This window comes from Amycolatopsis tucumanensis, assembly GCF_021654135.1.
Taxonomy (GTDB): domain Bacteria; phylum Actinomycetota; class Actinomycetes; order Mycobacteriales; family Pseudonocardiaceae; genus Amycolatopsis_E; species Amycolatopsis_E tucumanensis.
Genome location: NZ_JAKGSD010000007.1, coordinates 197,910 through 212,745, shown reverse-complemented (window position 1 = coordinate 212,745; position 14,836 = coordinate 197,910). Strand labels below are relative to the sequence as shown.

Annotated in this window: 13 protein-coding genes; 6 read left to right on the top strand and 7 right to left on the bottom strand. The window is 72.3% G+C overall.

The features are described from left to right. Positions 1-1,633: polarized growth protein Scy-related protein (locus L2C96_RS10800; RefSeq protein ID WP_237336052.1), on the top strand; the 1,633-nt coding region annotated here is incomplete at its 5' end. 930 nt (positions 1,634-2,563) lie between these two features. On the opposite strand, the gene L2C96_RS10795 is transcribed toward L2C96_RS10800, so the two are convergent. Beyond that, positions 2,564-3,172 carry a hypothetical protein gene (locus L2C96_RS10795; RefSeq protein ID WP_020421926.1) on the bottom strand — a complete coding sequence of 203 codons (609 nt, stop codon included), beginning with the start codon at positions 3,170-3,172 and terminating at the stop codon, positions 2,564-2,566. Positions 3,173-3,282: 110 nt separating this feature from the next. Between L2C96_RS10795 and L2C96_RS10790 the strand changes: the two genes are divergently transcribed. The 3 genes from L2C96_RS10790 (at position 3,283) to L2C96_RS10780 (ending at position 6,449) form a co-directional block, all read left to right on the top strand. Continuing rightward, positions 3,283-3,720 (top strand): Hsp20/alpha crystallin family protein, encoded by a 438-nt coding sequence (locus tag L2C96_RS10790; RefSeq protein WP_020421925.1) that lies wholly within the window; start codon positions 3,283-3,285, stop codon positions 3,718-3,720. A gap of 96 nt (positions 3,721-3,816) precedes the next feature. After that, positions 3,817-5,181 carry an FAD-binding oxidoreductase gene (locus L2C96_RS10785; RefSeq protein ID WP_237336051.1) on the top strand — a complete coding sequence of 455 codons (1,365 nt, stop codon included), beginning with the start codon at positions 3,817-3,819 and terminating at the stop codon, positions 5,179-5,181. A gap of 5 nt (positions 5,182-5,186) precedes the next feature. Beyond that, a complete protein-coding gene (locus tag L2C96_RS10780; protein WP_237336050.1) occupies positions 5,187-6,449 on the top strand; it encodes an aminotransferase family protein in 1,263 nt (420 codons plus the stop codon). Between the two features lie 491 nt (positions 6,450-6,940). Here L2C96_RS10780 and L2C96_RS10775 read toward each other — a convergent pair whose 3' ends face one another. Together L2C96_RS10775 and L2C96_RS10770 are read right to left on the bottom strand one after the other, a co-directional pair. Continuing rightward, positions 6,941-7,507: an NADPH-dependent FMN reductase gene (locus L2C96_RS10775; RefSeq protein WP_237336049.1), complete on the bottom strand. Its 567-nt coding sequence runs from the start codon at positions 7,505-7,507 to the stop codon at positions 6,941-6,943. A gap of 294 nt (positions 7,508-7,801) precedes the next feature. Beyond that, positions 7,802-8,422, bottom strand: a complete 621-nt coding sequence (locus L2C96_RS10770) for an NAD(P)-dependent oxidoreductase (RefSeq protein ID WP_237336048.1) — start codon at positions 8,420-8,422, stop codon at positions 7,802-7,804. A 56-nt stretch (positions 8,423-8,478) separates the two neighbouring features. On the opposite strand from L2C96_RS10770, the gene L2C96_RS10765 reads away from it, so the two are divergent. Then, positions 8,479-8,859 carry a winged helix-turn-helix transcriptional regulator gene (locus tag L2C96_RS10765; protein ID WP_237336047.1) on the top strand — a complete coding sequence of 127 codons (381 nt, stop codon included), beginning with the start codon at positions 8,479-8,481 and terminating at the stop codon, positions 8,857-8,859. A 439-nt stretch (positions 8,860-9,298) separates the two neighbouring features. On the opposite strand, the gene L2C96_RS10760 is transcribed toward L2C96_RS10765, so the two are convergent. Beyond that, positions 9,299-10,306: a Glu/Leu/Phe/Val dehydrogenase dimerization domain-containing protein gene (locus tag L2C96_RS10760; protein ID WP_237336046.1), complete on the bottom strand. Its 1,008-nt coding sequence runs from the start codon at positions 10,304-10,306 to the stop codon at positions 9,299-9,301. Between the two features lie 79 nt (positions 10,307-10,385). On the opposite strand from L2C96_RS10760, the gene L2C96_RS10755 reads away from it, so the two are divergent. Continuing rightward, complete coding sequence (locus tag L2C96_RS10755) at positions 10,386-10,847, top strand: Lrp/AsnC family transcriptional regulator (RefSeq protein ID WP_020421918.1); 462 nt, start codon at positions 10,386-10,388, stop codon at positions 10,845-10,847. Here L2C96_RS10755 and L2C96_RS10750 read toward each other — a convergent pair. From L2C96_RS10750 to L2C96_RS10740, 3 genes are all read right to left on the bottom strand, one after another. Then, complete coding sequence (locus L2C96_RS10750; protein WP_039791895.1) at positions 10,841-11,455, bottom strand: SDR family oxidoreductase; 615 nt, start codon at positions 11,453-11,455, stop codon at positions 10,841-10,843. The genes L2C96_RS10755 and L2C96_RS10750 overlap by 7 nt on opposite strands. After that, positions 11,452-14,286 carry an AfsR/SARP family transcriptional regulator gene (locus L2C96_RS10745; RefSeq protein ID WP_237336045.1) on the bottom strand — a complete coding sequence of 945 codons (2,835 nt, stop codon included), beginning with the start codon at positions 14,284-14,286 and terminating at the stop codon, positions 11,452-11,454. The genes L2C96_RS10750 and L2C96_RS10745 overlap by 4 nt, the downstream gene beginning before the upstream one ends. An 86-nt stretch (positions 14,287-14,372) precedes the next feature. Further along, positions 14,373-14,816 carry a DUF6401 family natural product biosynthesis protein gene (locus L2C96_RS10740; protein ID WP_237336044.1) on the bottom strand — a complete coding sequence of 148 codons (444 nt, stop codon included), beginning with the start codon at positions 14,814-14,816 and terminating at the stop codon, positions 14,373-14,375. Between the last annotated feature and the right edge of the window lie 20 nt (positions 14,817-14,836).

Below are 14,836 nucleotides of genomic sequence, written 5' to 3'. Positions count from 1 at the left end.
CGCGGCGGCCGCCGCCGTCGAGCGGCTCGCCGCGCAGCTGGAGGACCTGCGCTCGGAGAACGACGCCCTGCGCGAGAAGATCGACCGGATCAGCCGGACGCCCATCGAGGCGGAGGGGCTGACCGAGCGGTTGCTGCGGATGGTAGAGCTGGCCGAGGACGAGGCCGCCGAGGTCACCGAGCGGGCGCGGCTGGCGGCCGAACGGAGCTGGGCGGCGGCCGAACAGGCGGCCGGCCGGCTGCGCGAGCGGCACGAACGCCTGGTCGCCGAGCTGGACTTCCGGCGCAGGGAGATGGCTGAGGAGCAGGCCGAGCTGATGCGCCGCACCCAGGCCGAGGTCGATTTGATGACCCGCCAGGCGGCGCAGAGCAGGCGCAAGCTGGACGAACAGGCAGCCCGCCGCCGAGCCGAAATCGAGCGGGACTTCGAAGAGGCGATGTCCGTCCGGCGGGCCACGTCGATGCGAGCACTGGCCGAACGCGAAGCCGAGGCCACCGCAAAGGCTGACGAGCTGGTCAAGAGCGCCCAGACCAAGGCGGACGACCTGCTAAGTTCCGCCCGCAGCGAGGCCGAGGAGACGCTCACCTCGGCCCGCACCGAGGCTGATCGCCTGCTGACCTCAGCCCGCACCGAAGCCGACAAAACTCTCACCTCCGCGCAGGCCGAAGCCGACCGCCTGCTGACCTCCGCCCGCGACGAGGCGAACGAAACGCTGACCTCCGCCCGCGCGGAGGCCGAGAAGACCCTCACCTCCGCCCGTACGGAAGCGGACGAAACGCTCTCGTCCGCCCGCGCCGAGGCCGAAACCACGGTGACTTCGGCGCGGGCGGAAGCCGACAGCCTGGTCGCATCCGCCCGCGCCCAAGCAGATGACCTGCTCTCCTCGGCCCGCGCGGAAGCCGAGAAGACCCTGACCTCCGCGCGCGCCGAAGCCGACCAGACAGTGGCCGCAGCGCGCGCCGAGGCCGAGTCCCTCCAGGCGAAGGCCACCAAGCAGGAGGCCGACGCCCAGGCCAGGGCCGACGAGCTGGTCACCACCGCCACCGCCCAGGCGGAAAAGCTCACCACCGAGGCTCAGGTCAAAGCCGAATCCCTCGTCGCCGACGCCACCGCCCAGGCCGACGCGAAGCTCGCCGACGCGACCTCCCGCGCCGATGCCCTGCTGGCCGACGCGACCAAGCGCGCGGACGCGATGGTCGCGGAGGCCACCGACCGCGCCAGCGCGATGCTCGCCTCGGCGACCGCCCGCGCCGAGGACAAGGTCACCAGGGCCAGCACCCAAGCCGAGAAGCTGCTGGCCGAAGCCACCGCCGAGGCGCGCCGCCGCACCGACGAGGCCACCGCCAAGGTCGCCGAGCTGGACAAGATCCGAGTGGACACGGCCAGCCGCCTCCGCGCCGTCAACACTCTCCTGGCCGAGGCAACCCCGCTCCTGGCCGAGACGGCGACGGCAGAGCCCCCGACACCCGCCGACGCGCCACCGGCAGCCCCCGTCACCAGCGGGGAGCCGCTCGACCAGCCCAAACCGGCCGAACCCGCCAACGGCAAGCCCCCGTCGGTCCCGCGCGTCGAAATCTCCGTCCCGGAACAGATCTCGGCCACGGAAAAGGCCCCGGTCGAAGTCACCCCCTGAGGGGTGCCCCTGGTCAGCCCGCCCACGCGAAAGGGACAGCACCAGCGCGACAACCTGCCGCCACCCGCCCAGCGGCAGGCTGGTACCTAGTCGCGCCCGAGGCCGCCCACCGACGCGACCCTGTCATACGCCGCAGCCGACGATGCCCACCCGACAACGCCGGCGACCCGTGCCCACAGCCGGTTGAGGCTGGTGGCAGCCGCGCCCTCAGCTTCGCGACCGGCTCACTCCGTCAGTTCGCCCCGGGCACTCCGCCGTGTGCCAACCTCCGCGAACGCCCGCCCAAAGACAGGCGGAAGCCACGCCTCCAGCACACGCGGCAACCGACTCGCCGCACCTGGCTGCTCCGGGAGGTCGCCTCGGGTCAGCACTCGGCCCGAAACCAAGGCAAGTTCGCGCCTGGAGGCCGAAGACCCCGCTGGCTTCACCAACACGGCGCGCCTGGTACCCGCGTGAAGCCCGAGGCCCGACGCAACGGGCTACGTCCGCCAGCAACCTCCAGCGCCCCCGGCGCACAAGGACCATCCGCCACTTGCGCCGCGGTCGCTTGTCGCTGGCGGAAGCCATGCCCTGGACCCACGCTCCGTCAGCTGCCACGAGTGCCCCTGGGAGCGCGCCCGTGCGACAAGCTCTCACCCCGGGCACGGCAATTCAGTCGCGGCCCGCCACGCGCGGCTTGCCCCGGCGCGGCTGCCACTCGCGGCTCGCCCCGGCGCGGCATCTACTCGCGGCTCGCCCCGGCATGGCAGCCACCCGCGGCTTGCCCCAGCGCGGCAGCCGCTCGCCCGGCGCGGTATCCGCTCCCGCCCGACAGCAGCGCAGCCCAGGGCCCGCGCCCTGGTCACTCCCCACCAGGCACTGATCAAGCACCGTCGCGGCGCCACCCGCAACTCCTCGCGCGCCGTCCGGTCTGCTCGCGGCGGTACAGCGTCAGGAGCTGCTGCCCGCTCGGGACGACTGCCTCCTTTCCTGGGTCTCCCGGCGCACCCGGTCCATGTGATCGCAGACGAGCGAAACCTCGACCGCCAGCTGGGGGTATGTCTGGTCGAGGTGCTGGCCCACTCCGCTCAGCGGTGTCAGCAGCGCTGCCGCGTCGTCCTCGGCCAGCGCGCGCCGCACCTTTCCCACGCCGGGCACGCCCTTCAGTGCGCTGATCTGCCCGGCCAGCCGGCGCAGCGAGGCGGAGTTCTCGCGCGCCCACTGCATCACCGCCTTCTCCTCGGCGCGGCGGTCTCGCGTCTTCTGCACCCGTTCATCAGCTGTGTGGTCGCTGCCCACGGCATCCCGGAGCCGTAGGTAGCGACGCTCGGCCGCCTGCCTGCTGGCGACGCCGAGCGCCGGCGCCAGCTCCGCCCAGCTGACGCCCGCTTCACGCGCGGCTTCGATGAGCTGCGGCTCCCAGGCCGTCAGCTCTTCCCGTAGCGCCCGCAGCACCTCGAGTGCGGCGAGCACCCTCCTCGAGTCGTAGTCGGCGGTGGCTTCGCCGAGCACTTCCTCAACCAGTTCCAGCGCGTCGTGCAAGTTCTCGTAGGGCGGCACAACGTCATCATGCCGATGACGGACGGACTTGTCAACGGAACGATGACGCGCTATAACTGTGGTGTGCGACGTCAACGTCCGACGTGAAAGAGACTGAAGGAGGTGGCGAGATGTTGATGCGCACCGATCCCTTCCGCGAACTCGACCGCCTGACCCAGCAGGTGTTCGGCCAGGGGTCGGGAACGTGGTCGCGCCCCGCGGCGATGCCGATGGACGCCTATCGCGCGGGCGACGAGTTCGTGGTGGTGTTCGACCTGCCCGGCGTGAACCCGGACGCGATCGAGCTGGACATCGAACGCAACGTGCTGACCGTCAAGGCGGAGCGTCGTCCCTCCGCGACGGGCGACGACGTCGAGATGCAGGTGGCCGAGCGGCCGCTCGGCGTGTTCTCCCGGCAGCTCTTCCTGGGCGACACGCTCGACACCGACCGCATCAAGGCGAGCTACGAGAGCGGCGTGCTGACGCTGAGGATCCCGGTGGCAGAGGCCGCCAAGCCGCGCAAGATCGCTATCGAGAGTGGTGAGAGCCGCAAGGAGATCACCGCCTGAGACCACTCCAGAGGGGGGTGATGCCCGGATGTCCGCGGGCGAGCGCCCGGGCATCACCCGGTTCTCTCGTCTACCTTCGCCCGATACGGTGAGTTCGTGGGACTCATCGCCGAGCTGGAAGCCGATTTCGTCACGACCGACCCTGATGTACTGGCCGGTTACCGCTTCGACCAAGCCGGGTTCGGCACCGCAGGCGTGCCGATGGCGCTGGCACGGCCGACCGAGACCGAAGAAGTCGTAAGAATCCTGCGTGTCGCTTCCCGGCACCGGATCCCTGTCGTCCCGCAGGGCGCCCGGACGGGACTGTCAGGCGGAGCGAACGCGGTAGACGGGGCGATCCTGCTCTCGCTGGAGCGGATGACCCGCATCCTGGACATCGACGAAATCAACCACACGGCGACCGTGCAGCCGGGGGTCGTGAACGCGGTCCTGTCCCGAGCGGTCGAGGACAAGGGCCTGTTCTACCCGCCCGACCCCGGCTCGTGGGAGTCGTCGACGATCGGTGGCAACGTCGCCACCAACGCCGGTGGGCTGTGCTGCGTGAAGTACGGAGTCACCAGTGACTTCGTTCGTGAACTGGAAGTGGTGCTCGCCGACGGGCGGGTGCTGCGGACCGGCCGCCGCACCGCCAAGGGCGTCGCCGGGTACGACCTGGTGCGGCTGTTCACCGGCTCGGAGGGAACGCTCGGCGTGATCACCGAGATCACCGTGGCGCTGCGGCCGGTCGCGGAGGCGCCGTTGACGGCGGTCGCGTTCTTCGCGGCGCCGCCCGCGGCGTGCCGGGCGGTCACGGAGTACCTGAGCAGCGGGCAGCGTCCGTCGGTGCTCGAGCTGATGGACAAGCCGACGATCGACGCGGTCGCGGCGTACCGGGACCTGGGTTTCCCGGACGACGTCGAGGCCGTGTTGATCGCCCAGTCCGATCGGGGGCCGGCGGCGCCGCGTGACCTCGAGGTGTTCGCGGAGGTCGCGCGGTCCTGCGGGGCGACCGAAGTGCTGGTGGCGAGCGACCGTGCCGAGGCGGACATGCTCATCGCGGCACGACGGCTGGCCGGGGTCGCGATGGAGCAGCTCGGCGACCGGCTGGTGGACGACGTGTGCGTGCCCCGCTCGAGGCTGGCGGAGTTCTTCGAGGGGGTGACGGCCATCTCCCGCGAGCACGACGTGCTGATTCCGACGTGCGGGCACGCGGGGGACGGCAACATGCACCCGAACGTGGTCTTCGACGCGGCAGACCCGGACTCGGTGCGGCGCGGGCAGGCCGCGTTCGACGCGATCATGGCGCTCGGTCTCCGGCTGGGCGGCACGATCACCGGCGAGCACGGCGTGGGCATGCTGAAACGGGAGTGGCTGGAGACGGAACTGGGAGAGGTGGGCGTGTCCGTCCACCAAGCGGTCAAACAGGCCTTCGACCCGCTGGGAATTCTCAACCCCGGCAAGGTCGTCCGCCCGCTACCGTGAGGGGCATGGACACAGCACTGTGGCATCCGTTCTCGGACATGGCGGTCGTCCGGGAAGACGAGTTCGTCCTCGAGCGCGGCGAGGACGTGTGGGTCTACGACGCGGCAGGCAACCGTTACCTGGATGCCACGGCCAGCCTCTGGTACGCCAACGCGGGCCACGGCCGGGCGGAGATCGCCGAGGCCGCCGCCGAGCAGATGCGCAAGCTCGCCGGCTACTCGATCTTCGGCGACTTCACCAACGAACCGGCCCGCGCGCTCGCGGGGCGGCTCGCCGGGCTCGCGCCGATGCCGGATGCCAAGGTCTTCCTCACCACCGGGGGTGGCGAGGCGATCGACAGTGCGGTCAAGATCGCGCGTCGCTACCACGTGGTGCAGGGGCAGCCCGAGCGGGTGCACGTCATCAGCCGGACGAACTCCTACCACGGCACCAACGGCATCGGCACCGGCGTGGCCGGCATCGAAGCCAACCGAACCGGGTTCGGCGAGATCCTGCCGTCCTCGTCGCGCGTCGCCTACGACTCGGTCGACGCGCTGCGTGACGAGATCCGGCGGGTGGGGCCGGAGCGCGTCGCGGCGTTCCTGTTCGAGCCGGTCATCGGTGCCGGTGGTGTGCTCGCGCCGCCGGAGGGCTACGTGCAGGGCGTGGTCGACGTGTGCCGGGAGTACGACGTTCTGGTCATCGCCGACGCGGTGATCTGCGGTTTCGGCCGTCTCGGCACGTGGTTCGGTGTCGAGCGGTGGGGTGTGCAGCCCGACCTGATCACCTTCGCCAAGGGGGTGACCAGCGGGTACCTGCCTCTGGGCGGGGTCGTCGTGCACGGGCGCGTCGCCGAGCCGTTCTGGGACCGGCCGGGCACGACGCTGCGGCACGGCGCCACCTACTCCGGTCATCCGGCCTGCTGCGCCGCGGCGCTGGCGAACATCGACATCCTCGAGCGGGACAACCTGTTCCAGCGGGGACAGCTGCTCGAAGGTGAGCTCGCCGCCGCGTTGCAGCCGCTGGCCGCGCACCCCCTCGTTCGGGAGGTTCGGGCAGGGGTGGGGTTGCTCGCTGCCGTCGAACTGCAGCCCGATTTGTTCGAGCGCCTGCCGTCGGCCGTGTCCGATCTCAGCCTGCTCATCCGGCAGCGCGGCGTGCTGACTCGGACGCTGGCGAAGGCGCTGGCCGTCTCGCCGCCGCTGACCATCCGGCGGCCGGAGATCAGCGAGATCGCGCAGGCGTTTGCCGCGGGACTCGACGAGCTGGAGCTGAAGGCCGGGAGCTGACCCGGCGGGACCGGCACGCAGCGATCGCGATGGCAGGGCCGGCGCGGTGATCACTGCTGCGGGAACGGTGCAGGGTGAGTCTGGTGACGGGTGGGCGGGCGCTGGTTCCGGGGGTGGGGCCGGCGCACTGCCAGCCCAGCGCCGGAGCCTACCGAGGCGGCGTGGTCGGGACCGGCTCGTGTGGAGGTCCGGCGGGCCGAGGCCGAGCCCGGTGCTGGAGCTTGCCGTAGCGGCGTGGTCGGGACCGGCTCGTGGGGGCGGCCGGTGGGCCGAGGTCGAGCCCGGTGGGCGGAGGTCGGGTCGGTGGGCGGAGGTCGAGCCCGGTGGGCCGAGGTCGAGTCGGCGGGCCGAGGTCGAGCCCGGCGGAGCGGGGGTGCCGGCGAGCTGTGGCGACATGGGCCGGCGGGTGCCGGAAGGCCGCCCGGCTGCGGTGGTTCTCGTGAGCGTGACGGGGGCGACCCCCAGCCGCCCCCGTCACGACTCGGCCATGGTCAGCTTGCGTACGGGCGGACGCGCCGTGCGTCTCGCAGGGCGTGTGCCCACCATGCGAGCTGGTCGAGCAGCGCCTTCGCTGCTGCCGTCGGGCCGTCGGGGTCGATCAGCTCGCCCCGGTCGTCGAACTGGCTCCAGGCGCCGTGGAAACTCACTGTCTCCCGGATGGTCGCCGCGTGCAGCTCGGCGAAGACGGGGCGCAGGTGCTCCACCGCACGCAATCCGCCGGACAACCCGCCGTACGACACGAACGCCACCGGCTTCGCCTGCCACTGCGTGCCGTGCCAGTCCAGCAGAGTCTTCAGCGATGCCGGGTAGCTGTGGTTGTACTCCGGTGTCACCATGACGAACGCGTCCGCCTTCTCCAAGCGCTCGCTGACCGCCGCCACCTCGGGAGTCGGCCGGCCGGACAGGGCGGCTGGGAGATTCGCGTCGGCCAGGTCGATCACGTCGACCCGGAACTCGCCGTGCTCGGCCGCCTGCCTGGCGAACCACTGCGCCACCACCGGGCCGAACCGGCCGTCCCGGGTGCTTCCGACGATCACCGCAACATCAAGAGGTTCCATGCGGACGAGAATGTAACCTCGACATTACTAGAGGTCAAGAACTTCTGATCAGCGGTTATGTGCGGTCAAACTTCGAGAGTCGGTGGAGTGGTGGTGCCAAAGGGGTGCGGGCCACTGACCGTTGGGCGCTGGGGTGGCGGCGCGCGCTGACGGGGGTGCGAGACCACGCCGGCACGCGGCCGGGGGAGCGCCGGTGCTCGGCGGGGTGCTGCCGTGGCGGCTGGCGCGTAGGTGGTTGGGCACCGGTGGCGGCAGGTGTTGCCTCCACCGGCGCGTGGCCTTGGGGTGCCTTGATCAGGCGCCGGTGATCAGGAGGTGTTGCCGCCGGTGCTGGGGGTTTGATGCCTCGTCCACCAGGGCGATCGCGAAGTCCGCGTAGGACACGCGCGCCTCCGGGTCGCCGGCGGCCGCCACCCGGTATGAGCCGGTGCGGTCGCCCTCGTGGTCGAAGTCTCCCGCGGGGCTCACGTAGAGCCAGTCCAGGTCGCTGGCGCGCAACAGGTCCAGGCCGACGGCGTGCGCTGCGATGAACGGGCGGAACTCTGCCGGGAAACCGGGGGCATCTTTCAGCGGCCGGCCCGCCGCGTCCGGCGCCAGTGACGACAGGCCGACGACGATCACCCGCGCCGCGCCGGACGCGGCCAGTGCGCGTCCCGACGAGGTGAAGAATGCTTGCGGGTCGGTGCCCGCCCCGTAGACCGCGGCCGCTGAGATCACCGCGTCCTGGTCCTTCACCAGCGAGGCCACCGAATTCGCGTCCGTGACGTCGCCGGTCACCAGCTCGACCCCGTCTGGCGCCCGGTGCTTCGCCGGGTCGCGCACCACCGCCGTCACCTCGTGCCCGCGCCGCGCGGCCTCCGCGACCGCCTGCCGTCCCGCGCGCCCGCCGGCGCCGAAAATCACGATTCTGCTCATGGCGAGACCGTAGCCAGCGTCCCGGTTTCCTCTCGGATACCGATTACCGTGGCAGTATGCGCGAACCCCTGCCACCGGACATGTTCGACGAGCTCTGCCCGTCGGGCCTGACGCCGATCCGCTTCGGCGACAAGTGGGCCCCGCTGGTGATCGCGTGCCTCGAGCACGGTCCACGGCGCTTCTCCGAACTGCGGGTGCCCCTGCGACGGGTCACCCCGAAAGGGCTGACGAAATCGCTGCGCGGCCTTGAACGTGACGGGCTCGTCCGCCGCAATAGCCACCCCGGCACGCCGCCGCGCGTCGAGTACGAGCTCACGGCCCTGGGGCGCAGCATGCTGGAGCCGATGAAGGCCGTGTGCGCCTGGGTCGGCGAGCACTGGGAGGAACTGCTCGACGCGCGCGAGGCCTATGACGATCGGCTGCGCGAGGCGCGGTGAATGTCCGATGTGGACTGGCCGGTGGGCGGCAGTTCGGGGGGTGGGGCTGCTGCGGGTGTTGTGGTGATGGAAATGGCAGGTGGGCGGCGGTTCCGGGGGCGGGGCCTGTTGAGGGTGTTGTGGTGATGGGAATCGCCGGTGGTTGGGCAGGTGGGCGGCGATTCCAGGGGCAGGGTCGCCACGGGTGCTGTGGTGTAGGGAGCGGCCGGCGGTTGGTCAGGGGGGGGTGGTGGTTTGTCGGGGGTAGGGCGGCTGTTGGCGTTGTGGTGAATGGGCGGGGGGCGGACAACGAGTGGGGCGGCGCTGATCTGCCACGAGACGTGACCGATCGGCGCCGCCATCATCAGGCCAGCCGACCCGCTACCCGGGCGCGTGTCAGGCCAGCCGACCCGCCACCTGGGCGCGTGTCAGGCCAGCCGGGCCGCCAGCCGGGCGCCTGTCAGGCCAGCCGGGCCGCTACCCGGGCTCGTGCTTCCCGCAGCGGGGTGGTTTCCTTGTCCCGTGCGGAAGCCAGCACCTCGGACACCGTGGTGCCGATCGCCTCCACTCGGGCTGTCGCTTCCTCGTGTGGCAGGCCTTCCACCTCGCGCAGCAGCGTGTACACCGCGCCGCCCGCGCTGGCGATGAAGTCCGGCACCCACACGATTCCCCGCGCGGCCAGGTCGTCCGCGACCGTCTCGGACGTGAGCTGGTTGTTCGCCGGGCCGACGATCAGCGGCGCGGACAGCTCGGGCACCAGCTCAGCGGACAGCACGCCACCCACCGCGGCCGGCACCACGATGTCCGCGGGCGTGCGCAGCGCCTTCTCCGGATCCACCCACTCGTAGCCGGAAGCGCGCTTCGCCGGGTCCACATCGGACACGACCACCCGCGCGCCCGCCGCCGCCACGTGTTGCGCCACCAGCGCGCCCACCGAGCCCAGCCCGCTGATCACCACGGTGCGGCCGGTCAGTTCGGCGCTGCCGAACACGTGCCGCGCCCCGGCCCGCAGCGCCGCGAACACCCCCAGTGCGGTCGGGATGCTCGACGAACCCGTCCCGCCGTGCTCCGGCGGCAGGCAGAACACCCGCGACGTCGAGCGCCGCACCACCACCATGTCGTCCGGACCCGTCCCGACGTCCGGGCCGCCGAAGTACGTGCCCCCGAACGACTCGATCAGCTCGCCCACGTCGAGCAGCGCCGCCTCCCGCAGCGACGGCGTCAGCTCCGTCCCCGGCCCGAGCGCGATCACCGTCTTCCCACCGCCGAAATCCAGCCCGGCGGCCGCGTTCTTGTCGGTCATCGCCTCGGACAGGCGCAACGCGTCCGCCAGGCCGTCCCGCCAGTCCGGGTACCGGCGCAGCCGGATGCCGCCGGCCGCGGGGCCGAGCGCACGGGAGTGGATCGCGACGACGACCGGCAGCCCCGAGCGGGGACCGCGCCGGACTTTCACCTCTTCATGCTCCATGCGCGAAAAGCTAGGCTGATGCACAACCACGAAGCGCCGCCGCCGAACGATATTCGGCACGACCATCGGAGCTGCGAACATGGATGAACTTGATTCGGCGATCGTGCGGCTTCTGCAGGAGGATGCGCGGCAGTCGAACCGGGACATCGCGCGCAAGGTCGGCATCGCGCCGTCGACCTGTCTGGAACGGATCCGCCTGCTGCGCAAGCGCGGCGTGATCCGCGGCTACCACGCCGACATCGACCTCGGCGCCCTCAACCGCGGCGTGCAGGCGATCGTCGCGGCGCAGATCCGGCCGCTGACGCGGGACGTGGTGGACGCGTTCGAACGCTCGCTCGCCGAGCTGCCCGAGGTCATCTCGGTCTTCACGATCGCGGGCAGCGACGACTTCCTCGTGCACGTCACCGCGCAGGACATCGACCACCTGCACGCGTTCCTGCTCGAGCGGTTCACCAGCCGCAGGGAGATGGTCACGTTCCGGACGTCGATCATCTACCAGCACCACAGCAAGCAGGTGCTGGACCCGCTACCCGGTCACTGATCGGGGTGCAGCGCGGCGAACACCGACGGCCAGTCCGGCCGCGGCGAGTCCTCGTCGTCGTACAGCTCGAACGTCTTGCCCGACGCCGACGGGTCGAACAACGCGGCCACGACGGCGTCGGCCACCGCGTCGCGCGAGACCCGGCCCTCGCCGGTGTCGCCCTGCTCGACGCGCACCCCGGCGGCGGGCAGGTCGTGCAGCCAGCTCGGCCGCACGATCGTGTACTGCGCGCCGCTCTCCCGCAGCGCCTGCTCGCCCCTGGCGCGGGCCTCGATGCGCGCGCTCATCTCGGGGTGCTCCGCCGGCCGCGTCAGGTAGATCTGGGACACCAGCACCACCGGGATGTCCTCGCGTGCCGCGATTTCCGCGATCGCCGAGACACCGCCGTGCATCGCGGCCTCCGCCGCGTCCGGCTCCTTCGGCGGCTCCGCGACGATCACGACCCCCTCGGCGCCGGCGAAGAGCGCCGGGTCCGGTTTCGCCGTCAGGTCCAGCGGGGGCTCCGAACTCCGGCTCGCCACCACCACCCGGTGACCGCCGCTCGCGAGCCGTTCCCCGATCCGGCGGCCGGTCCGCCCGGCGCCGCCGACCACGACGAAGGTGCTCATGGCTGCCTCCCGGCTCTCTCGGAGGGCACCAGGATGGACCCGCCCGCGATCATGGTCAATGGGTGGTGACTCAACCGTTCCCGCAGCGCGGCCGCCGCTTCTTCGGCGCCGAGCTCCGACCAGATCTCCAGCGATCGCCGGAACAGGCCGTGAGCCTCGCGCACCTGTCCGAGCCGTTCGTGCAACTCGCCGAGCAGCTGCCCCGCTTCGGCCTCGGACCGCCGGTCGCCGTCGCGCCGGTGCACCGACAGCGAGTTCACCAGCAGGAGCTTCGCGTGCGCGAGGTCGCCGCTGCGCAGGCACAGCTCCCCGAGGCTCTGGTGCGCGTAGCCCACGCAGTGGTCGTCGCCCAGCTCGCCGAAGATCGCGATCGCCCGGTCCAGCTCCTCACGGGCCCGTCCGAGGTTGCCGCGTTGCTGGTGCAGCAACGCCATCCGGTGCCGGGCGTGCGCTTCGCGGTGCCGGTCGCCGATCTCGACACACGCCTCACGCGCGTCGGTGAACCAGCGCTCGGCCGTCGCGTGGCAGCCCCGCGCCAGCCACACCGAGCCGATCGCGATCCGCACCACCGCCTCGCCATGCCGGTCGCCGCTGCGGATGAACAGCTCCAGCGCGTCGTGGCAGTGCGAAAGTGCCATCTCGTGCTCGCCCGCGACGCGCCGGATCGTGCTCAACCCGGCCAGCGCGACGGCCGCGCCCTGGTCGTCGCCGATGCTCCGGAACAACGCCACCGACCGCTCGAACGCCTCACGCGCGGCGGTGTAGTCGTCCTGGTAGACCTCGAGCTGCCCGAGGTTGCGCAGCACCAGCGCCTGCCCGCGCGGCTCGCCCGCCCGCTCGGCCGCGCCCAGCGCCAGTTCGTGCGTGCGGCGCCAGTCCTCGTGGTGCCCGCGCAGGTCGAAGTACGGGGTGAACGCCGCCGCCAGCCGCCACGCCAGCGCGTCGAGACCGTGGGCCACCGCCAGTTCGACGAGTGGCACCGGTCGCTCGCCCGCGAACCACGCCACCGGATCGTCCAGCTGGTCCGGGCGCCACCAGTCCGCCGACCGCGGCTCCGGCGCGGCGCCGAAGAAGCGGACCGGCATCCGCTCCGCCGCCTCAGTGGCGAGCGAGAGGTACCCCTCGACCACACGGCGGACGCCGTCCGGATCCGGCTCCCCGAGTTCCCGCGCGTAGCAGCGCACCAGGTCGTGCAGCCGGTACCGGGGCTGGTCGCCGACCAGCTCGACCAGGTGCGCGTCGACCAGCACGTCCAGCACGTCGTCCGCGTGCTCCCGCCCGAGCAGCGCCGCGACCACCCAGCCGGGGAACGGCAGCGGCCCGAGCCCGCCCAGCGCACGGAACGCCCGGGCGCAGCTGCCGGGCAGCTGGTCGTGGCTCAGCGCGAGGCTCGCCCGCACCGCCAGGTCGCCGACGCGCAGCTCGTCCAGGCGACGGCGCTCGTCGGCCAACCGGGCGGCAAGCGCGTGGAGTGTCCACTCACGACGGTGCGAAAGCCGTGCTCCGGCGATGCGGATCGCCAGTGGCAACCGGCCGCACGCCTCGACGATCCCGGCCGCCGCCTCGGGTTCGGCCGCCACCCGGCCGGCCCCGGCGATCCGGCCCAGCAGCTCCGTGGCCTCCGCGGCCGTCAGCACGCCGACGTCGACGTGCCGGGCGACGGTGAGGTCGGGCAGCCTGCCCCGGCTGGTCACCAGCACCGCGGCCGCGCCCGCGCCGGGCAGCAGCGGCCGCACCTGCGCGGCGCTGCCCGCGTCGTCGAGCACCACGCACACCCGCCGTCCCACCAGCCGCGAGCGGAGCAACGCCGACCGTTCGTCGAGCCCGCGCGGGATCCCGGCGTCCGGCACGCCGAGCGCGTGCAGCAGTTCGGCCAGCACGTCCAGCGGTCGCCGGGGCGAGTCCGACGTGCCACGCAGGTCCACGTACAGCTGGCCGTCGGGGTAGCGGTCGCGCACGGCGTGGGCGGCGTGCACGGCCAGCGCCGACTTCCCCGCGCCCGGCGGCCCGGACAACACCACGACGGCGGGGTGCTCGCCGTCCAGCAAGCCGGTCAGCTGCGCGAGCCCCGTCTCGCGGCCGGTGAAGTCGGGCAGGTCCAGCGGCAGCTGGCACACCGGCGCCGGCGCGTCCAGTTCGGCCGCCGCCTGCCGCAGCCGCACGCCCGGCTCGGCATCCAGCTCCGTGCGCAGCACGCGCTCGGCTTCGGCGTACGCGGCCAGCGCCTCACCCTGTCGCCCGCTCGCGCCCAGCGCGACGACGAGCAGCCGCCACAGCTCCTCCCGCAACGGCTGTTCGGCCAGCAGGCCACGCAGTTCCACGATCGCCTCGGCGTGCCGCCCGGCCGACACGTGGAACCGCAACCGTTCCTCCTGCACCGACAACCGCAGCTCGCTCAGCCGCGCGACGGCGGACGACCAGGTGTGGTGGTGCGGCAGGTCTTCCAGCACCTCGCCGCGCCACAGCGCGGCCGCCCGGTCGAGCAGCACCGGCGCCTCTTCGGCACGCGCCCGCGCCACGAGCCGCTCGGCGAGCGTCGCGTCCAGCTCGTCCGGCCCGGCGTGGAGCTGATATCCGCCCGGGCCGCTTTCGATGCGGTCCCCGAGCACGCGGCGCAGGCCGTGCACATAGGTGCGCAGGTTCGCGGCGGCGGACCGCGGCGCGCGCCCCGGCCACAGCACGTCCGTCAGCGCGTCTGCGGACACCACGACGCCGGGCTGGAGCAGCAGGGCGGCCAGCAGCAGGCGCGGTTTCGGGCCGCCGAGCGGCACGCGACGGCCCCCGGCCTCCGCTTCGAGCGGTCCCAGGATGCGGAAGAACACCAACGGCATCGCCCCCGACCGGAAAAAAGGAAATCCGATACTAGGCAAGCCCGTCAACGATTCACCAGTGCCGTTCGGCGGCTTTTTCCCTAATTTCAGCGGAAGTATTCGCGCCGATTGTTCACTTGTTCACCGGTTCCGGCAGGACGGCTCCGGGCGAATTCCGCGGCCGCGGGCAGCTTCGGGCCACGCGGCTCGTCGGCCGCGAGGCGGAGGCAGGCGAGCAGGCGCAGCCCCGTCCACTCCCGGTCGGTCCAGTCGCCGGAATCCGCGGGCGGTTGCCAGTCCACCTCCGCCGCCTCGGTCCACACGTCGTGCGCGTGACCGGCCAGCAGGACGAGCCTGCTCACCGGCTCCTGGCGCGGGACCATGTCCTGCTCGCACCGCACCGCGTCGTCGACAGCGGCCAGGTGCCTGCCGAACGCCCGCCACACCGAGGGGTCTCCGGCCAGCGCCTGCCAGCCGGAGTCGAGCCGCCCGGCGATCCCGCGCAGCCAACGCCGCGCGGATCGATCTGCCAGGGAGTCGGCCCACTGCACCCCTCGATGATGAACCCTGA